Genomic DNA, 20,721 nt, shown 5'->3' with positions numbered 1-20,721 from the left:
TTTTAATTTTTTTTTGACTTAAATATTGCTTCTCTCACAACGACTTTAACCGCTTCTGGATACACAATTTCTACTTTTAACGTTCCTCTTTTGACATTAATCCAGCCAAGTCCTGCAATTACAAGCTCTTCATTTTCTTTAACTTCTATAACTTTTGTTACAAATTTATTTTCAAAATATCTCTCCTTTTCATTTTTGGATAAAATTTGAAAAAAATCTCCTTTTAATAAGTCAGAAACTCTTTCCTGATGTGTCACATGAAATTTCACATTTTTTGAGCTATACGCTGAAAATATTGTCTTGTACCCCGAATTTGCTTCCAAAATCTTAAATCTACAAAAAACATCAAACATAAATACTTGATTTTCTTCAAGCTTAAACGTCTTTCTTGAGATTTCTCCAGCTGGAACCAATTTTAATCCAGATTCCACGCTTATTAAATCAGAAACTCTGCCAACTGGAATAAGTCCAGGTGTATCTACAATTGTAATCTGAGTGTCTGGAACTTTATTATTTATTGATTTTAATGTCGTTCCAGAATATTTTGAAGTTGTGATTCTATCATCCTTTAAAAGTAAATTTATAATCGAAGATTTCCCAACATTTGACACTCCCAAAATTGTCGCTCTCACTTTTTTATTTTTAAAAATATTATTTATTTTTCTGATTATACCATTTACGCCATATTTATTTTTAGCACTCACAAATGCAATATCATCTGGCACAATTCCCTCTTCGGCAAGTCTTGCTTTTACCCAGTTTGAAATCTCTGTTGGATGAATAAAATCTGGCAATAAATCAATTTTATTAATCAAAACTATTGAATTGTAATCTCGTAAATAGTCCAGAACTTCATCGGTAAACGAACCTTCAAAGTCAATAATATCAAAAATTGGAAGTATTATATCAGATTTTTTTACACTTTGTAAAACTTCTTTTCTGTAATCTTCCGAACTAAAATTATTTGTCAAATTTTGCCCATAATTTTTTATTTTATAACATCTCTGACAAAGCAAATTTTCTTGCGTCCAAAGTTTTTCTTCTGGAACAAACCCTTCTTTATTTTTGTCTTCACATTGCAATTCAATTCCACAACCAAGGCATTTTTTTGTTATCAAATTCTTTCCTCTCTTTCCTCCGTCACTACATTTTATACTTTTTATAACCTTCTCTTCTCCCTTTTAAAACTACTCTGTGATAATCCTTATTTTTCGTAATAAGCATTCCCACAAAGCTTCTAAAGATTTTTTTCCAATATTTAAAAATATACATTCTATTTTTTCTATACTTAACTTCTTTTTTTGCCAAAGCTCCAAATCCCAAAGCGTAGTTATAAGCTCTCGTCAAATCACTGTAATTTCCTTTTTTTGCTGGATGAAAAATTATATCATTTGCAAAATATCTACCTTTGTAGCCTTTATGAAGCAAAGTCAACACATAATCAGTTTCTTCGCCACTTCCATAAGTTGCTCCAACTCCCAACTGCTCATCGAATAAAATTATTTCGTCCCCGTTATAATTCACAAAAAAAGTGATGGATTTTACAGTCGTATCAACATTATCAGGTGTAATATTCATATCTTTTGTTTCCATAACACCTGTTCCATAATTTTTCCCACGCTCAAGCGTACGGCATGAATAGATTTTATAATTTTTTTTTCGCTTAAAAAAAGAAACTACTTTTTCTAGCGTATCGTCGTCATACTCACAATCATCATCAGGAAATCCAACTATTTCGCCATTTCTCAAAATAAGCCCTTTATTTCTATTAAGACTAAGCCCTTTTTCATCGCTTTTCACATATTTTATGTCAAATAACTTTTCATATCTTTTTAAAATTTCAAATACTTCATCGTGCTCATTCTGATCTATCACAATCAATTCAAAATCTTTAAATGTCTGTCTTGAAAGGCTATCCAAAAACAATATAAGCTCATTCGTGACATTTATCGTCGGCATTATCAAAGAAACTTTCATAAAAAAACTTCTCCTTTCAAATTTTTTTATTTTTCAATTAAATTAGCGAATATCCAATACAGCCATATATGGAAGATGGTCTGATAATTTTGTCCAGTCTTGCGTGTTGTCATTTATGTAATAACTTGACTTGACTCTCCATTTATTTGACTTATTCCCAAAAATATAGTCAATTCTTGGTTTATCAAGCGATCTTATCTCAGGCGAACGAGTTTCCATATAAGTATCTTTCCAATTTTTCATCATTTCACTGTAATAGCTTGTTGTCGGTAAAAAATTGAAATCTCCGCTTATAAATTTTATGTCATTTTTGTCAAAAAAACTTGTCAAAACTCCAAGTGATTCTATTTCCTCAGGTTTCATTTCCTGTTTAAAATCCAAATGTGTATTCATAATTAAAACTTTTTTCCCAAAAACTTTTTTTTGAATTTCAGCAATTATGAGCTGTCGTCTTTCCCGTCCCATCGAAGGCAACTCGTAGCTATAAATCTTTTCAATCGGATATTTTGAAATAAATGCAATTCCAAATTCACCTTTGTCATAATCCATTGCTTTCTGAAAATAATAATAGCCATATCCCAGCTCTTTTGCAATATCCGAAGTCACATCTCTAAAATTACTTCTCTGCGTGTTTCTGTCAACTTCCTGAAGTGAAACAAAGTCCGGTGAATACGGCTTTATGCTCTGCCCCAATTTTTGCCCATTTGTAAGTCTAGCTCCGTAAATATTATATGTCATCAATTTTAATTCCTTTGCCGAAAGCATGATAGCGTTTGCCATCAAAAACAATGACACCATTTTTTTTATACTGCTCATTTTAAAATTACTTCTCCTGTTTTTTTATTATTATATCATTTTTTTTTATATTCGTAAAATTTATTTTTTAAAAATAAAAATGGAAGACCTTTTTAATTTTCTTCCATTAATTTAGTTATTTAGTTAATTTAGTAATATTTAGATTAATTTTGATATTTTTTATTTAAAAAGTTCATTTATCTTTTGTATAGTAGAATTTACATCATTTGATTTTGTAATCTCAACTATACTTGTCCCAACTATAACTCCATCTGCAAATTTTCTCATTGTGTTAACATTGTCATTATTTTTTATTCCAAATCCCAATGACACAGGCAAATCAGTTTTCGTTCTAATATTTTCAATAAATTTTTCAAGTCTTGGTAAATCAACTTGTTTACTTCCTGTCACTCCAAGCGACCCAATTGCATATACAAATCCACTTCCCCTAGATGCAACTTTTTCAATTCTATCCTGTGAAGTCACACTCACAAAAGGAATAAAATCAATATTATTTTCTTTAGCTTTCTCAAACAGTTCTTTAGCTTCCTCATAAGGCAAATCAGGAACTAGAAGTCCTTTTATGCCACATTCTACACATTTTTTAATAAATTTGTCAATTCCATAAGAAAAAATTAAATTATAATAAATTAAAAATACAAGCGGTTTTGTAACTTTCTCTTTCACTTCATTTATCAAATCAAATACTGTATCTGTTGTAACTCCAGCTTCCGATGCTGCAAAAGAAGCTTCAGAAATAAGTTTTCCATCAGCCAGTGGATCTGAATAGGGAACTCCAACTTCTAATATATCAATGCTTGTCTTATCCAAATTCTCTAAGAAATTTTTTGTAAATTCCAAGTTTGGATAACCTGCGACAACATATCCAATATTTGTTTTTTCTCCATTTTGTCTTTTTTTCTCAAATACATTCTTTATACTATTCATTAACGTCATCTCCTCTCAATACTGAAAACACTGTATGCATATCTTTATCTCCTCGTCCAGATACATTTACAATTATAGTTTCTCTTCTATCTTTAGAAAGTGTCGGACAAAGTTTTTCCAGATAAGCAAGTGCATGAGCGCTTTCTATTGCAGGTATTATCCCTTCTTTTCTAGTTACCAAAATTAGTGCATCCATCGCTTCTTTATCAGTAATCGGTGCATAAATTGCCCTTTTCATATCGTGCAAATACGAATGTTCATACTCTATTCCAGGATAATCAAGTCCTGCTGAAATCGAGTGAACTGGTAAAATTTGCCCATATTTATTTTGAAGCACATAAGTTTTCATTCCATGAATAATCCCTTCTCTTCCAAGCGTTAACGTAGCAGCATGTTTATCTGTATCAATTCCAAGTCCTCCAGCTTCAACACCATACAATTTCGTAGTTTTGTCATCTAAAAATCCACTAAAAATCCCAATCGCATTACTTCCTCCACCAACACAAGCAATCACATGGTCAGCATGTTTCCCTAAATCTTCAATCTGATGTCTAGCTTCTTTTCCAATTACCGATTGAAAATCCCTAACAATCGTAGGATAAGGATGTGGTCCAACAACAGAACCAATTACATAAAATACAGTTTCAATCTCCGCAACCCAAGCCTGAATTGCCGCAGTAGTAGCTTCTTTCAATGTTTTAAGTCCATCTTCAACCGAAACAACTTTCGCTCCTAAAAGCTCCATTCTAAACACATTCAATTTTTGACGCTCAATGTCAACTGCTCCCATATAAACATCACATTCAAGCCCAAGAAGTGCCGCAGCTGTAGCAGTCGCAACCCCATGCTGTCCAGCCCCAGTTTCAGCAATAACTTTCTTTTTTCCCATTTTTTTTGCAAGTAAAACTTGTCCCAACGCATTATTAATTTTATGTGCTCCCGTGTGATTCAAGTCCTCTCTTTTCAAATAAATGTCGTGGTTGTAATAGTCGCTCAAACTTTTTGCATAATAAAGTGGCGTTTCTCTTCCAACATAATTTTTCAGCAAATCTTCAAAATTTTCATAAAATTCCTTGTCATCCTTCAATTCATCGTAAGCTTTTTCCAACTCAAATAATGCCGTCATTACCGTTTCTGGAACAAACTGCCCTCCGAATTCTCCAAAATATGCTTTTTTATTTTCCATAGTTACTCCTTCTATTTTTTATTAAATAATATTTTTTTAAATACTTTTTATCGGTATATCTTGACCCCTTAATATATAAATATCGCTATTACCTAATTTTTATTTTAACTTAACTTTTTACAATTTCAATTATTTTTTCTACTAATTTTTTATTTTTTCTGTTATCAATTTCAACTTTGCTATTTACATCAACTACCGCTGGTCTATAAGATATTGCTGCTTCCACATTTTCTGTTGAGATTCCTCCAGCTAAAATAAATGAATATGGACTCACTTCCTTTAAAATTTGCCAATTAAAAGTTTTTCCATTTCCACCCGCTTTTTCGCCTTTTGTTTCAAAAAGTGGATATTCGATAAACGATTTATAATCATTAATATTTGGAAGTTTATTTTTCACAGCAAAACTTTTCCAAATCACAGTTTTATCTTTAATACTTTTTACATCATTTTTCAAATCATTCAAATAATTTTTATGAATTCTCTCAAGCGCTTTTCCCAGCTCTTCACAATATTCCGCTGTTTCATTTCCGTGAAGCTGTACAACATCAATTTTAAGCGTTTCTACAATTCTCACAATATCTCTAATCATTGCATTTACAAACACGCCAACGACTTTTTTCTCATTTTTATGCGCAATTTTTACAATTTGACTTGCAATTTCAATATTCACTTGCCTTGGACTTTTTGCAAAAATACATCCAACATAATCAATATTAAGTCCCTTTAACTCATCCATTTCCTCAATCGACCGAATCCCACAAATTTTTAGTAAAGTTTTATTCTTTTCCAACGCATCTCCTTTCAATCCACTAAATTCAAAAATTTATATTATTTTTTAAATTTTTTCCAAATCCAAATTCCCTCTCATAAGCGCTTCCCCAATCAAAAGCCCATCAACTCCAATAGTTTTTGCATATTCCAAATCATCTTTTGTCATAAAACCGCTTTCTCCAACAAGAATAAGTTTTTCTTTCATTTCATCTGGAATTTTATCTACCAATTTTTTTGTTGTCGAAATATCCACTTCAAAAGTATCAAGATTTCTATTATTCACTCCCAAAATTTCCAAGTCAGGTATCTTTAAAGCTCGTTCCAACTCAACCTCATCATGAACTTCAACCAAAACATCAATCTCCAAATCATGTGCCAATTTATGCAACTCACACAAAGTCTTGTCATCCAGCATTCTAACAATAAGAAGTATCGCCGAAGCTCTCAAAAACTTAGCATGTGCCACCTGAAACGGAGTATAAATAAAATCCTTCCTCAAAATTGGCATTTCTGGAAATTTTTCCCGAACAATTTTTATAAACTCATTCTCCCCTTTAAAATATTCTTTTTCTGTCAATATCGAAAAAGCTGCAACCCCTTTATCCACATAACTTTGTGCCTGTTTTAACAAATCAAAATCATCTTTTGCAATTTTTCCCTTCGATGGAGAAGCTCTCTTAATTTCTCCTATAATTCGTACTCCATTCTGTTTCAATGCCTCTTTCAACGACGGCTGCTTAAAAGATTTTAATTCTTCTTCAAGCTGTATATCTCTTTTTATTTTTATTTTTTCTAAAATGTCCATGTTTTTCCTTTCAATAAAATATAATTTTATCAATAAACTTAATAAAAATTCCCAACACAATTACATGCGTAAAAAAAATTATTATTTTTAATTTAATTTTATATTTTTTTCTTTTTTCTTTATCTTTAATTCTATTTATTTTTTCAAGCTTTTTAAAACTGAAGTATATAATTATTATTTTAAATAAAATCCAACTTATAGGAAGATTCCAAAATCTATTTTTAATCGTATTATTAAGAAGATAAGGCAAAATCCATAAAGGATCTACTGGAGCATCAAACCAAAAGATAATTATAGATATTATGTCAGGTACTATAAAATACCTCAAACATTTTTCTTTATACAAAGTTTTTATCATCATCTAAATTCCACTTCCAAAAAATTATTTCACATAGTTTTCATAAAATTCATAAACTTTCCCACTCTCAATTGCTTCCAAAATCATTTCTTTCGCCTTCGCAGGATGATCCACCACATTTGCAGTATAAAGCCCAAACATCGCATTTAATACAACTATATCAAATTTTGCAGATTTTTCTTCACCTTTTAATATTCTCTTTAAAATTTCAGCATTTTCTTCTGCAGTTCCACCTTCGATTTCAGAGTGAAAAGCTCTTTTAAATCCAAAACTTTCAGGCGAAATTGTATATTCTAGAATTTGATCTCCTTTTACTTCGATAATTTTTGTATCGTCGCAAATCGTAATTTCATCAAGTCCATCATTTCCACGAACAACTAACGCATGTTCTCTTCCCAATAATTGCAATGTTTCAGCGTACAATCTATGAACAGGTTCGTGATAAAGCCCAACCAACTGATATTTTAATTTTCTGTTAGGATGCAACAAAGGCCCTAAAACATTGAAGACAGTTCTTATTCCAAGCTCTCCTCTAACTTCTCTCACTTCTCCCACCAATTTATGGAAAAATGGCGCATGGAAAAATGCAAGATTTTTATTTTCAAGTTTATTTATTTGATTTATCAAATTATTTTCAAGCGGTACACCCAATTTATCCAATACATCGCTACTTCCACTCTTACTTGAAACCGCACGATTTCCGTGTTTTGCGACTTTTATGCCCATCGCTCCCAAAATAAATGCCACTGCTGTAGAAACATTTATCGTTTTAAATCCATCTCCGCCAGTCCCACAAACATCTATCATATCACTTTCATCCTCAAACGTTGTGCTGTATTCCAAAATATTTTTTACAAAAGCAGTAAGCGATTCTGGATAAAGACTTTTTTCTGAAATTAACACAAGAAGTGCTCCTAGTTGCACAATATTATAGTTCTTGCTGTCAATGATTTCACAAATTTCCCTAAAATCAGAATCTGTAAGCGAAATATTGTCTTGCAGTTTCTTCAAATATTTTTTTAAACTTTCATTTTTTTTCATATTTTTTAACTCCTTTTTTATCTCTACTTCTCTTTTATTTTTATTATCAAGTTTTACAAAATTTTCTATTATTTTTTTACCATATTCCGTAAAAAATGACTCAGGATGAAATTGTATTCCATAAATGTCTTTATTTTTATGTTCAATCGCCATAATTACGCCATCTTTTGACTTTGCTGCAACGATTAAATCTGGACTTAGTGTATCTTCATCCACATAAAGTGAGTGATAACGCATTACATTAAACTTTTTAGGTAAATCACGAAACAATTTTGAATTATCATAAAGTACTTCAATTTCCGAAGATTTTCCGTGCATTGGATTTTCCATTCTTTTTATTTGTGCACCAAATATATAGCCAATCGCTTGATGTCCCAGACAAATTCCTAAAATTGGAATATCTTCGATTTCTTTCAAAATGTCAAGACAAACTCCGCTATCTTTCGGATGCTTTGGTCCAGGCGACAAAACTATTTTACTTGGATTTAATTTTCTAATTTCTTCTATCGAAATTTCGTCATTTCTCACTGTTTTAACTTCTTCGCAAGACAGCTCCTTTAAATATTGCTCCACATTAAACACGAATGAATCGTAGTTATCTATCATTAAAATCATATTTTCTCCTATTCTACAAAAAATTTTTTTATTTGCAAAATTTTATTTTTTTGATTTTTTATTTTTAAAAAATTCTATTTCTTAAACTTTATTTATAACTTTAATTACAATTTACAAAAACTATATTTTTTTAGAATTTTTTTCAAAAACCCCTATAATAGACGCTCTTTTATTGCAAATTTCCTTGTATTCATTCTCTTTTACTGAGTCAAACACAATTCCCGCTCCAGCTTGAATAAACACAGTTCTTTTTTCATCAATCTTATTAATATCGCAATTTTTATTTTCAAAAAACACTGTTCTAATCACAATCGCAATTTGCACATCTCCATTAAACCGTAAAAATCCAATTCCTCCGCCATATACATTTCGCTTGTAAATCTCAAATTCTGAAATTATCTGCATTGCACGAATTTTTGGTGAGCCAGAAAGCGTTCCCGCTGGAAGAGCAAGGGAAATCACGTCAAATACCGACACATCTTTTCTTTTTTTTCCATAAACTTCTGACACAATGTGCATAACATGCTGATAATTTTTAATGTGCATAAGATTTTTTACCACGACACTTCCTTTTTCCGCAAATTTTCCCACGTCGTTTCGAGCCAAATCCACAAGCATCCTATGTTCAGCACATTCTTTTTCGTCATTTAACAAATCATTTGCCAAGAATGCATCTTCATTGGCATCTTTTCCTCTCGGACGAGTTCCTGCAATTGGAGCGATATAGATGTTATCCGATATAATTTCAACTAATATTTCTGGACTTGAACCAACCACATCTCCATATTTTGTTGGGAAATGGAACATATACGGTGATGGATTTGCTTTAGACAAATATCTGTAAAATTCTAACGAATCCATATTTGTTTCTAACTTCAACTGTTCACTCAAAACAACTTGAAATATATCTCCAGATTTTATATATTCTTTCGCTTTTTCAACTATTTCATAAAAATGATTTTTTTCATCATCTAAATTTGTCTTAACAGAATAATAAATTTCTTTTTTATTTTTTAATTTTTCTTTTGCTTTTTCTTGTTTTTCTTCTTCTTCTTTATTTTTTTCTTTTAAATTATCAAAATATTTTTTATTTCCGTAAAATGAATAATCTTTACTCACTTTTGAATAGTGCAAATAAGCCTTCGCATTGGCAAAAATGAACTTTGGAAATTCAAACTGAGAATTTTCAACATTTTCTATTTTTTCAAAATAATGAATACTTTCATACGCAAATGTTCCAAAAAGTCCTGCAAATGGCGCAATTTTTTCTCTTTTGAAAAGCATTTCATAGTAATTTTTCAACATTTTGAAGTCGTATTCATTTGAATCTAAATAATTGCAGTCAATTCCGATAATAATTTGTCTTTCGTCTTCTGCAAGATACGAATTTGGAAAATTTTTTCTTATAACTGAATAATAATAAATCGGTTCTTTTGTAAACATAATTTATTTTTCCTTTCTTTGATTGTACGAATATTATAAGGCAAAATCTTTATTAATATTTTTCTGTAATTTCCCATAAAACACTTTATTTATAGTGAAGTAAAAATTTTAAAAATTATTTTTAAATATCAAATATTTTTTATTTTCCAATAAAAATTTTTTTAGATTGATTTTTTTAAGATTTAAAAATAAAATTTTCTTATTTGCCGTCAGATTTTTACTTTCTGTAATTTTACTAAAATTTGTAAAATAAAAATCCTTTAAACCACAAATGTAGAATAAAGGACTTAAAAAAATAAAAAACATTGATAAATTTTGTTCACCAATGTTTTTTTTTATTTTATATTTTAGCAATTAATTAATAAAATTATCCCGAATTTATGGCGAAAAATATTAAATTGTATTTAAAATTTGCCACCACCATAATAATTTTACCATCTTAATCACTCCTATTTTTTAATTTTTTATTTGTCTTAGTATACAACATTTTTTTTAATTTGTAAAGTCTATTTAAAAAATTTTTTATTATTTTTGAATTATTATATAAAAATAAAAAATGGCATAGTAGCTAAAATAATTTATAAAAAAGGAATTTCTATTATTTTTACTATGCCATTTTTTTTAATTTTTGTTTTTACCGAATATCGGGATGTCTTTCTGGTCTATTTAATAACTGAACTAATTTACTTGATTCCTCTTTTGTTAGTTTTTTGCTATTTATTGAATTTACCAAAGAATCAATTTCTTCTTTAGATAATCTAGGTCTTGCATTTTTATCTGCTTTTTTGCCTTTAAATTTTTTCTCAAATTCTAATTTACATTCTTCGCTCATTTTATCATCAGGTTTAGGACCATCAAAATGAGGTTTAATCAACTGAGTTAAATTTTCAGCTTCTTCATCTGTCAATGTTACTGCACCTTTTTTTAATTTTGCTTTTAAACTTTCAATTTCTTCTTTTTTAACTATTTTAACTATTGTTCCATCTGGAGCAATCATATTTCCATTTGCATCTTTTTTTAATTCAAGTTTCTGCGGCGGTTTGCAATCCGCTTTTTTATTTACAGTTTCATTCGTATTTGAAGCTCCTACTGCAACTCCTGCATAAACCGACAGTGAAGCTAATAAAGCCATTCCCATTATTCCTTTTTTTCCTAATCTTTTCATAATATATTCTCCTTGCCAATCAAAATATTTTTGATTTATTTATTTCTTATTTTTTCAACATATGTATAGTATCATTTATTTTTGACAAAAAAATGAAAAAATTGTGTCTTTTTTGTGAAATTTTAAAAATTTTTTTATATCCTGTTTTATCACAGAATAAAATATTTAGCGATAAATAAAAAAATGTTGAAATTAAAATTTTTACACTATTCCTACTTTATCTTTTAAAGAAAAAAGCTGGACTAATTCAAAAATTTTGTATATAATTTATTAAAAGAAAGAAAATTTAAGAAATAAAAAAATGAATAATGGGAGAATATTTAATAAAAAAAATTATGAAAAAAGAAATATTTTTAAAGCAATTTTCAAAAGAACTGGAATATTTGGCAAGTAAACTTTTTAATGTTTATGAAATTGCCAGCGACTATGAAATAATAAGTTATTCTGAAGAATTTTATACTCCAAATTTTTGGAAAAAGTTTCAAAAAAAGGCAAATGGTCTAAATGTGATTACAAATGGCATCTTTGAAAACAGTGATAGACGGCAAATCGCTTTTGTTCCCGATAATTTTATACCAAAAAATAACGAAGATTTTGAAAATTTTTTTGATTTTCCACATAAACTACTAAAAATTTCGATTGCTTCAAAATTTAAAGAATACAAGCATAAAAATTTTTTGGGAAGTCTTATGGGATTAAATATAAAAAGAGAATTAATGGGAGATCTGATTTTAGAAAATGGTGCGGGATATATCCCTGTTTCAAATAAAATTGCCGATATTATTTCAAATGAGCTTACGCAAATTGGAAAAGCACCTTGTACAGTTGAAATTGTTGATTTAAAAGAAATAAAAAATTTACCGAAATACAAATATGACGACAAATTAATTACAGTTTCATCAAAACGGCTTGACAACATAGTCTGTGAAATAACAAATATTTCAAGGAACAAAGTTATAGAACCAATTGAAAAAGGAAAAATCTTAGTCGATTACACGAAGGAAACAGACAAATCAAAATTGATTGAAGTTGGAAGTCTGATTACAATAAAAGGATTTGGAAAATACAAGCTTTTTTCTGAAAAAGGGGAAACAAAAAAAGGTAAAGAAAGACTTCTTATAAAAAAATATATTTAATAGGAGATGAGAATTATGAGAGATGTAACACCAAAAGGAAATTTAGAATTATTTTTAAAATGTTTAGGAATAGCTGTCGGAGCAGTTGCAATTATAGCACTTCTAAAACTGGCATTTTCAGTATTTATGTCGGTTGCTGGATGGATTATTCCGATTGCAATTGTACTTTTTATTTATAAAAAATTTTTTGACTGAGAAATAATAAAAAACAGGAGGGAAAAATATGGAAAGAAAAGATATACCAAAGGAATATAAATGGAATTTAGGCGACATTTATGAAAATTATGAAAAATGGAACGAAGATCTTGCAAAAATGGAAAAAATTCAAGAAGAACTTGTTGAATATAAAGGAAAATTTGATAATGAAGATAAACTTCTGGAATTTTTGAAAAAGCAGGAAGAGTCAGAAAAAATTGCTTACAAGCTTTATAGATACCCACAACTTGCGACAGACCTTGACTCATCGGACAAAAAAGCAACTGAAAATATGCAAAAAATTCAGTTTTTGTTTGCAAAAATGGGAACAGAGCTCTCTTGGGTAAATCCAGAACTTATTGAAAATAGAGAAAATATTGAAAAATGGATTCAAAAAAAAGAATTTTCAGATTACAAATTTGGACTTGAAAACTTGTTTAGACTGCAAAGTCATGTTTTGGACGAAGATAAGAGTAAGCTTCTTTCTTATTACAGCTCATATTTTTCAGCACCAAGAAGCATTTATTCTGAAATAACAGTAACTGATGTAGAATGGCCTTTGGTTACACTAAATAATGGCGAAGAAATTCAGGCGACAGCTGCTAATTATAGTAAAGTTGTGTCTACAAATAGAAATCAGGAAGATAGAAAATTGATATTTGAAAATTACTACGGCATTTTTGAAAAAAGAAAAAATACGATTGCGGCAATTTATAATTCAATTTTGCAAAAAAATGTAGCAAATTCAAAAGCTTATAACTATAAATCATTTTTGGCAAGTGCTTTGGAAGATAACAACATTCCCGAAGATATTTATTTGAATTTAATAAATACTGCGAAAGAAAATACTGCGCCGTTAAAACGATATATTAAATTAAGAAAAGAAATTTTGGGCCTTTCTGAATATCATAACTATGATGGTTCGATAAATCTTGTTAAATTTGATAAAGAATATGAATATGACGATGCTAAAAAAATTGTTTTAAATTCAATTGTGCCGCTTGGAAAAGATTATACAAAAAAAATGGAAAAAGCAATTTCACAAGGCTGGCTTGACGTATTTGAAACTCAAGGAAAACGCTCGGGAGCTTATTCTGCTGGAGTTTACGGAGTTCATCCATATATGTTATTAAATTACAACAAGACTCTTGACAGTGTATTTACATTGGCACATGAATTAGGACATACTTTACACACATTGTATTCTCAAGAAAATCAACCTTTTTCAACATCAGATTACACAATTTTTGTAGCGGAAGTGGCATCAACCTTTAACGAAAGACTCCTACTTGACTATATGCTTGAAAAAACGCAAGATCCAACTGAAAAAATAGCGCTTTTGGAACAGGAGATAAGGAATATTACAGGAACATTCTATTTTCAGGCGTTACTTGCTGACTACGAATATCAGGCACACAAATTGGCGGAAACTGGCCAGCCAATTACAGCTGATGTTTTGAGCAAGATAACAGAAGATTTATTTAAGGCTTATTACGGCGACGAAATTGAAAGAGACGAACTATTAAGTATTTTCTGGGCAAGAGTGCCACATTTCTTTAATTCACCGTTTTATGTGTATCAATATGCAACTTGTTTTGCTTCATCGGCAATACTTTACGATAAAATGATAAAAAATGAAGATGAAAACACTAGAATTGAAGCACTAAAAAAATATATCGAGCTATTAAGTTCAGGTGGAAATGATTTTCCAATGAACCAATTAAAAAAAGCAGGAGTAGACTTGAGTAAAAAATCTACAATTGAAGCAGTTTCTAAACAACTTGACAGTCTCCTAAATAAATTGGAAGCTGAAATTAAAAAATTGAGAAATTAAAATAAAAAATTTCAAAAATATAAGGAGATGATTTTATGAAACTTAAAGAAAAATTTAAAAACTTGTTTCCTGATATGAAAAAGGGAATAGAAAGATTTCCAGTAACTGTGATATTTGGTTTAATACTTTTTATTGTAACAATATTTTCAATTGAAGGCAGCTATTATAAGCTAGAAACTTGGATAGAATATTTAATCATAGCGATACCTTTTTCTGCGACAGTTGAGCTTATAAGAGAAAAATATTTTGAAAATAAAAATCGTAAATTCTTTAGAATTATCAATTTTTTTGGGACAATTTTGTTTATTTTTGTTTCAAAAATGTTTTTTAAAAATTATTTTGCAGGAGAAGTAATTAACGTTACTGCAGCAGTACTGATATTTTATGTACTTTTTTATTTGATTCCGATTGTTTACAGAAATGAAAACAGAGAAAAATATTTGCAGTCAGTTGTTGGAAATCAAATAATTACAATAGGTTTTGCTTTAGTTTTATTTTTAGGATTTTCTGCCATAATAGGCACAGTCGATGTCCTTCTTGTAAATCTTTTACACACACTATATATTCATGCTTTCGTGTTTTCATCGGCAGTTTTCGGGGTAATATTTTTTGTATCAAGATTAAAAGAAAAAGATGAAAGTCTTGAAAATTATGCATTGCCAAAAATTGTGGAAATTTTAATCTGCTATATTTTAATACCATTAATCTTAATTTATACAGCAATTTTATATTTATACTTTGCAAAAATTATATTTACACTAAAAATGCCAAAAGGAGTTGTGTCGCACTTAGTTTTATGGTATACAGCTTTTAGTCTGTTTATAATAATTATGGTAACTCCAATAACTTTTAAAAATAAATTTGCAAAATTTTATAAAAAATTTTTTCCAATGATTTCAGTACCGCTTATTCTACTGGCACTTTTTTCAATAAACGAAAGAATTTTTCAATATGGAATAACAGAAAATCGATATTTAGTGGTAATTCTTGTAATTTGGCTGTTATTTAATATGATTTTGTACATTGTAAAAAATGATGTAAAATGGGTACTTATTTCATATATTTTTGCAATTTTAATCGCAGTATTTAGTCCATTTAACTTGGTAACTGTTTCTATAAACAGTCAAAATAAACGGCTTGAAAGACTTCTTATAAAAAATGGAATTATTCAAAATGGAAAAATTACAAATAAAAATGATAAGATTTCCATAAAAAGTAAAAATGAGATTATGTCAGTAATAGATTATTTTTACAACAATACTTCAGAATTAAAATGGAAAAAAATAAAAATTTTAGGAAAAACATACGAAAAGCCAGAAGATTTTATGAAAGTAATCGGCGCTAACGACTTCTGGAGAAGCTATGAAAGTATTGACAATCAAGAAAAAGGCGTTATTTCTGAAATTAGTTTAAAAATGAATGATGGTATTAAAATGACCGAAGCAAAGGGATATGATTACTTAATATATGATTTTAGCGTTTCGTATCTATTGGATGCAAATGAAACAAAAGAATTTGACAACGAAAACTATAAAGTAGTATTAAAAAATAAAAATTTAATGATTAAAAATATTCAAAAAAATATTGAAGTATTAAATATTGATTTAAACAAAATTGCAACTGAAGTCTATTTAAAAATAAAAGAAAAAGCTAAAAAACAAAATCAAAGTTACGTCGAACTTCCTGAAAATGATTTAACTTATTTATCTGAAACAAAAAATTCTAAATATAAAATTGTATTTAGCGACATTCATTTTAGTGAAGAGGATAAAATTGATGGTTTGAATATAAATATTTATTTTAGCGAAAAATAAAATTTTTTTAAATCAAAATTACATATATTTTTACATTATTTATTAAAAATCAATTTTAAAAGGGAATGTTTCTCTTATTTACGAAACACTCCCTTATTATTTTTAATATCCTTAACCTACTTTTTAGTGTTCTAAACTTCTCAATTCACAGACTGCAAATATTTTTACACCAAATTAATATTTTTTTAACTTGTAAGCATAATCAAGCTTAAAAATGTTCCGACCAGTACTTCTCCACCCATCAATCCATTTGAAAATAATAACATTCTGCCATAAAAACTTTTTGAAATCCGATTTGCTAAAAAACTTAACATACCGCCAAAAAATACTGTCAATGTAAAACTAAATGGCATATACATTCCTATTCCAAAAATTATTATATTAAAATTGAAAAATTTTAAAATTGCTCCTATTAAAAATCCTGTAAAAAATACTTTCAAATGCGGAATTTGATTTATAGAGTCCAATATAATTGAAATTTTTAAGTTGGAACTAGCATATGATAAAGTTTTTTCTGATGAAAAAAATAAAAGAAATAAAAATGTTATTATAAAAGAGCTGGCAACTGCCCCTATCATCTGTGCCAAAAACTGTTCTCTTGGATTGATTCCAACTTTTGTGCACATTTTAGAATTATTTAAAATATCTCCTGCAAAAGAACTGGCAACAGTTACAATACATGCCATTAAAAATAATATCAAAGTTGTTAGTCCCACAATATATCTTTCTCCAGAAATATTTAGTCCATTAAACAGCTTATTTAAAAATGATATTAAAGAAATTGTCACAATGGCATTGATTTCTATTGGATTTATTCCTGTTTTTCCAGTTGTATAACCAGAGATTACTACGGCAAAAATTACTAAAAACATCGAAAGTATTGATAAAAACAGCGGTATTTTATAAATCATATTCGTGAAAAAAAGAAAAAAAATTGTCAAAAATAAAAGTTTTACCAAAATATTTGAATTTTTTTTAAAATTTTCAAATGTAAACGTCTTAAAAACTATACAAAATCCTATCCCAACTAAGATTCCCATAGTCAAACTAAATTTTACATTTGCGAAATCATCTATTTCATAAAATTTTGAAATTAAATCTGAAATAAAATAAACTAAAATTCCTCCCAAGAACCAGAGAAAAGTTTTTGAAAGACCTAAAATATAGCCTATTCCGACTAACATTGGAGAAATATAAAAATTAAGACCATTTTTTAAGAAAAAAACTGTTGGAACTAATGGTTTACTTCTAGAAAAATTGGCATCCCGCAGAATGGTTACGATTGAACTCACTCCCACTCCAAATCCAACCGCTCTGGAACTTTGAATGTTTTTTCCAGAATTTATCACATTAAAAGTGGCTTCTCCAACAGGAAATTCGAGTTTATCCTCTTCTAACATCTTGGCTCTAAAAATATACGACACAAATCCCCCCAGAATGCTCCCAACTAAAACTGTAAAAAACATTGTATCTCTATTAATACTTTCAAGGCTTCCTCCAAAAAGAACATAAACTGGCATAGTAAAAGCTACCCCAGCCGCAATCGTGGTTCCACTTCCCATAATCATCTGGGTAATCGCTATTTCTTTGTCATTTGTGTTTTTTAGAAAATTTAGAATTAATATGGAAATTGTTGTAACTGTAATTGAGGACCAGGTTAAAGTTCCAAATTTCAATACCATGTAAAATGCACTAGATGAAACTAAAACTGCGCCAAGAACTCCCAAAAGGATGGAAGTGATTGTTATATTTAATTTTTTCCCTTCAGCCATACCAAGCTTTCTCCTTCTTTAGTATAAAAATATTTTATAAATAAAATTGCTGTATGAATTATTCACAATTTTGTCAAAAAGAAAATTTTAAAGTAAGAATAATTTTTTACAGCAATTTTTTACTTGTTATTTTTTATTATTTTAAAATTTAAACAAAGATTATTGTGTGAATTATTCATATTAAGGTCTGAAAGGAAATCCATATTTCAGGAATTCCTCTCCGATTAGCACTTTCGTGCTCTACAAAGTTCAGAAGTAGGAATAACTTTTTAACAATAATCTTTAGTTTATTTTAACATAAAAATTAACACTTATCAAGTTTTTTTAATAAAAATCTGCTAAAATTTGTGCAAGCGGAAGCGGATTGTTCACATCAATTTTATCAAATACGACATCTGCCACTTCTTTATCAAACACTTTTGTCCCTCTCGCTTTTACATTCATCTCAATCAAATCATGCATTGTCATATATTCTTTGTTTACAAAATATTTCAAAACATCTTCAAGATAAGCTATTTCATTATTTTGAAGCCTATTTTGCTCTCTATAATTTTCGCTGACAGGCAAATTCATATCAATCCAAATGTATTCCGATTTTTGTAAATCCACCAAAATTGTACTAGTTGTATAATTTTTTGACAAAATTTGAAAACCTTGACTAATTGCACTGCTAAACATATTTTCTCTATCTTGCGATTCTTCTTTTGTAAGTTCTAAAACTCCTGTAAATACGCTATTAATTTCCTTAAAATTAAACCCGTTGTAACTTCTAATAGTCATTAGAATGTAATTAATCCCTTTTTCCTTAATTTTTTTTAGATCACAAATATCAATAAATTCCAGTGCTCCAGAAGGTGCATCTACGATGTCTCCACTAAAAGCAAAACCTTCTTCAACCTGATTATAATATGCGATTGAATTTAAAAATTTAAACTCAGAATCAAAGTAAATGGCAGATAAATCAATATCTGTTCGGATTTTTAGGCCATCTTTTTCAAAATTTTTCCAGCCAACAAAAAATCTCAAAACCTCAGCATCGCTGTTAAATTTGATTTTTGAACCTTTTGTCATTGGACGAAGTGAGATGTTGCTATCTTTTTCACTCGTTGTGACCACAATATTTTTATAACTCTCATCAACAAATACTTTTTTTAGCTCATCTTTTTCTTTTAATTTTTCTTTAATTCCATCTCTTACAACTTCCGCCAAGTCTTCAATCAATTCATTACTTAAAAATATTGTCTCATCTATTTTCCTCCAAATTCCTTTACTATTCACAACTCTTGGAATTTCCATCTGTAAATTTTTGATTTTTTCTTTCTCAAGAATTTCAAAAATTTCAATTTTACTTTTTTCTCTTCATCATTTTTTCGATTTTCTAAATCAGATTCATTTTTCTGTTCTTCCTTGAAAACAAGATTTCTAAAAACATTTCTAATTTTTGAGCGTTTTTCAGGTGAATTTTTTTTCAAAAATTTCTTCCACAGTTTTTTCTTCTTCTGAAATTTGTAAGTTTTTGATTTTTTCTATTTTTATTTCTATTTCTATTTCTTTATTTTTTTAATTTCTTCCAATTGATTTTTTTTCTTTAAATTTAAAAGTCTGTCATAAAGTTGCAATAAAACCCTTGTATTTACATCTTTCATACATTTTTTTAAACCATCTATCAAAATGTGATATTGTTTTTTACTTGAAATATTCAAAAGCGACAAAATTTGTCTTGTATAATCGCCAGAAAATTTTAAATAAAGTCCAATAAATTTTTCTAAATCTTTATTTGACATATTTGAAATATTTTTTCTCACTCTGTCAAAATAACCTTTTGGTGTTTCATATTTAAATTTTGAAAATAACATATTCATAATTTTTTGAACATTCGGATATTTTTTTAAATTAATTTTTTTTGCATTCAATTTAAAAAACTTGTGCCACGGCTTTTTGTATCTTTTAATATCAGGAAAACTGTTTTTTATTTTATCCAATTTTTTTATAATTTGATCCAATTCTATTCTACTAAAATATGCAAAATGAATATACTTCGTATTCAATTCTTCATTTGACAACTTTGCAATAAACCGTAAAACATCTGTTGCCGTGTCAAAATCTCCAATTAAAATCTTTCTTTTTTCCCAAACATAACTTGACAGCGTCGTAAGAGTTTCCTTCATCAAAATATTTTTAGAATATTCCTCCAATTCATCGCCAGAAAATCCATTTGACAAAAAGCAGACATCTTCCAAATATTGACTGGACAAAGTGACATTGCTTGAAAGTAAATTATAAAACAATTTTTCAATATCAGAATCAACCACTAATTTTAAGTGAGAAAGTTCAACTAATTGAGCTGGTTCACTTTCTTCGTATTCAAACTTTTTTTTATTCTTAAAACTTTCATGTTTTGGAACATAGCCAAACCAGTAATGAAGTATCTGATTTATATAAATATCCGCTTCTTCCATATTCATCACATCTTTCGGAAAATTTTTATAAAAAACTTCATATTCTTTATCTGACTTAAAATCTTCAATATTTTCCAGAATTTCACGGCACAAATCTATGGCATAATCCCTATCTACTTTAAAAATTATCTCTGCCAAGTCCTTTTCAAAAGTATATCCATATCCTTGAAATTTTTTGATGATCGTAGCCATCTCGGCAATACTCAATGTATTATTATTGCTCACTTTTTCAATATTTAGTTTTTGCTCTTGAACATAAACTCCGTTTAAATGTCGTAAAGTAATATTGTTTATTGATTTTATCATTCTTCTTCCACCTTTTAAAATAGTTTATACTTAATTATACTAAAAAGATTAATATAAGTCCAGCACTAAATTTTCTCTTTATTAAGAAAATATTTTATTTA

19 protein-coding genes are annotated in these 20,721 nt (G+C 28.6%); 4 read left to right on the top strand and 15 right to left on the bottom strand.

Annotated elements, in window-relative coordinates:
* Nucleotides 1-2 precede the first annotated feature (2 nt).
* From yqeH to AB8B22_RS04095, 11 genes are all read right to left on the bottom strand, one after another.
* On the bottom strand, nucleotides 3-1,118 hold the full coding sequence (gene yqeH / locus AB8B22_RS04145; RefSeq protein WP_369711766.1) for a ribosome biogenesis GTPase YqeH: 1,116 nt from the start codon (nucleotides 1,116-1,118) through the stop codon (nucleotides 3-5).
* A 25-nt stretch (nucleotides 1,119-1,143) separates the two neighbouring features.
* Nucleotides 1,144-1,977, bottom strand: a complete 834-nt coding sequence (locus AB8B22_RS04140) for a glycosyltransferase family 2 protein (RefSeq protein WP_369711765.1) — start codon at nucleotides 1,975-1,977, stop codon at nucleotides 1,144-1,146.
* A 42-nt stretch (nucleotides 1,978-2,019) separates the two neighbouring features.
* Nucleotides 2,020-2,793, bottom strand: a complete 774-nt coding sequence (locus AB8B22_RS04135; protein ID WP_094080634.1) for an endonuclease/exonuclease/phosphatase family protein — start codon at nucleotides 2,791-2,793, stop codon at nucleotides 2,020-2,022.
* A gap of 159 nt (nucleotides 2,794-2,952) precedes the next feature.
* Nucleotides 2,953-3,720 carry a tryptophan synthase subunit alpha gene (trpA, locus tag AB8B22_RS04130; RefSeq protein WP_369711764.1) on the bottom strand — a complete coding sequence of 256 codons (768 nt, stop codon included), beginning with the start codon at nucleotides 3,718-3,720 and terminating at the stop codon, nucleotides 2,953-2,955.
* A complete protein-coding gene (gene trpB, locus AB8B22_RS04125; protein WP_369711763.1) occupies nucleotides 3,713-4,906 on the bottom strand; it encodes a tryptophan synthase subunit beta in 1,194 nt (397 codons plus the stop codon). Before trpB ends, trpA begins: the two co-directional genes overlap by 8 nt.
* A gap of 109 nt (nucleotides 4,907-5,015) precedes the next feature.
* Complete coding sequence (locus AB8B22_RS04120) at nucleotides 5,016-5,696, bottom strand: phosphoribosylanthranilate isomerase (protein WP_369711762.1); 681 nt, start codon at nucleotides 5,694-5,696, stop codon at nucleotides 5,016-5,018.
* A gap of 45 nt (nucleotides 5,697-5,741) precedes the next feature.
* Complete coding sequence (locus AB8B22_RS04115) at nucleotides 5,742-6,482, bottom strand: indole-3-glycerol phosphate synthase TrpC (protein ID WP_369711761.1); 741 nt, start codon at nucleotides 6,480-6,482, stop codon at nucleotides 5,742-5,744.
* 10 nt (nucleotides 6,483-6,492) lie between these two features.
* A complete protein-coding gene (locus AB8B22_RS04110) occupies nucleotides 6,493-6,828 on the bottom strand; it encodes a hypothetical protein (protein WP_369711760.1) in 336 nt (111 codons plus the stop codon).
* Between the two features lie 36 nt (nucleotides 6,829-6,864).
* Complete coding sequence (gene trpD / locus AB8B22_RS04105) at nucleotides 6,865-8,496, bottom strand: anthranilate phosphoribosyltransferase (RefSeq protein ID WP_369711759.1); 1,632 nt, start codon at nucleotides 8,494-8,496, stop codon at nucleotides 6,865-6,867.
* 120 nt (nucleotides 8,497-8,616) lie between these two features.
* A complete protein-coding gene (locus tag AB8B22_RS04100) occupies nucleotides 8,617-9,939 on the bottom strand; it encodes an anthranilate synthase component I family protein (protein WP_369711758.1) in 1,323 nt (440 codons plus the stop codon).
* Between the two features lie 634 nt (nucleotides 9,940-10,573).
* Nucleotides 10,574-11,104, bottom strand: coding sequence for a hypothetical protein (locus AB8B22_RS04095; RefSeq protein ID WP_369711757.1), 531 nt, complete (start codon nucleotides 11,102-11,104; stop codon nucleotides 10,574-10,576).
* 335 nt (nucleotides 11,105-11,439) lie between these two features.
* On the opposite strand from AB8B22_RS04095, the gene AB8B22_RS04090 reads away from it, so the two are divergent.
* Genes AB8B22_RS04090 through AB8B22_RS04075 form a run of 4 tightly spaced genes read left to right on the top strand, consistent with a single transcriptional unit; the run spans nucleotide 11,440 to nucleotide 16,083 of the window.
* Nucleotides 11,440-12,240, top strand: coding sequence for an RNA-binding protein (locus AB8B22_RS04090; protein ID WP_369711756.1), 801 nt, complete (start codon nucleotides 11,440-11,442; stop codon nucleotides 12,238-12,240).
* Between the two features lie 15 nt (nucleotides 12,241-12,255).
* A complete protein-coding gene (locus AB8B22_RS04085; RefSeq protein ID WP_094080643.1) occupies nucleotides 12,256-12,435 on the top strand; it encodes a hypothetical protein in 180 nt (59 codons plus the stop codon).
* A gap of 28 nt (nucleotides 12,436-12,463) precedes the next feature.
* Nucleotides 12,464-14,269, top strand: a complete 1,806-nt coding sequence (gene pepF, locus AB8B22_RS04080; RefSeq protein WP_369711755.1) for an oligoendopeptidase F — start codon at nucleotides 12,464-12,466, stop codon at nucleotides 14,267-14,269.
* Between the two features lie 35 nt (nucleotides 14,270-14,304).
* The gene (locus AB8B22_RS04075) at nucleotides 14,305-16,083 is read left to right on the top strand and encodes a DUF4153 domain-containing protein (protein ID WP_369711754.1); all 1,779 of its coding nucleotides are present in this window, start codon (nucleotides 14,305-14,307) and stop codon (nucleotides 16,081-16,083) included.
* Nucleotides 16,084-16,268: 185 nt separating this feature from the next.
* On the opposite strand, the gene AB8B22_RS04070 is transcribed toward AB8B22_RS04075, so the two are convergent.
* The 4 genes from AB8B22_RS04070 to AB8B22_RS04055 form a co-directional block, all read right to left on the bottom strand.
* Nucleotides 16,269-17,855, bottom strand: a complete 1,587-nt coding sequence (locus AB8B22_RS04070; protein ID WP_369711753.1) for an OPT/YSL family transporter — start codon at nucleotides 17,853-17,855, stop codon at nucleotides 16,269-16,271.
* A gap of 324 nt (nucleotides 17,856-18,179) precedes the next feature.
* Entirely contained in the window at nucleotides 18,180-19,151 is a 972-nt protein-coding gene (locus AB8B22_RS04065) for a hypothetical protein (protein ID WP_369711752.1), read from the bottom strand.
* Complete coding sequence (locus AB8B22_RS04060) at nucleotides 19,130-19,327, bottom strand: hypothetical protein (RefSeq protein WP_369711751.1); 198 nt, start codon at nucleotides 19,325-19,327, stop codon at nucleotides 19,130-19,132. Before AB8B22_RS04060 ends, AB8B22_RS04065 begins: the two co-directional genes overlap by 22 nt.
* Before the next feature lie 72 nt (nucleotides 19,328-19,399).
* Nucleotides 19,400-20,620, bottom strand: a complete 1,221-nt coding sequence (locus AB8B22_RS04055; protein WP_369711750.1) for a hypothetical protein — start codon at nucleotides 20,618-20,620, stop codon at nucleotides 19,400-19,402.
* Between the last annotated feature and the right edge of the window lie 101 nt (nucleotides 20,621-20,721).

This window comes from Leptotrichia rugosa (assembly GCF_041200005.1).
Taxonomy (GTDB): domain Bacteria; phylum Fusobacteriota; class Fusobacteriia; order Fusobacteriales; family Leptotrichiaceae; genus Leptotrichia; species Leptotrichia rugosa.
Note: the sequence above shows the minus strand (reverse complement) of the source record. Positions and strands in the feature narration are given on the sequence as shown.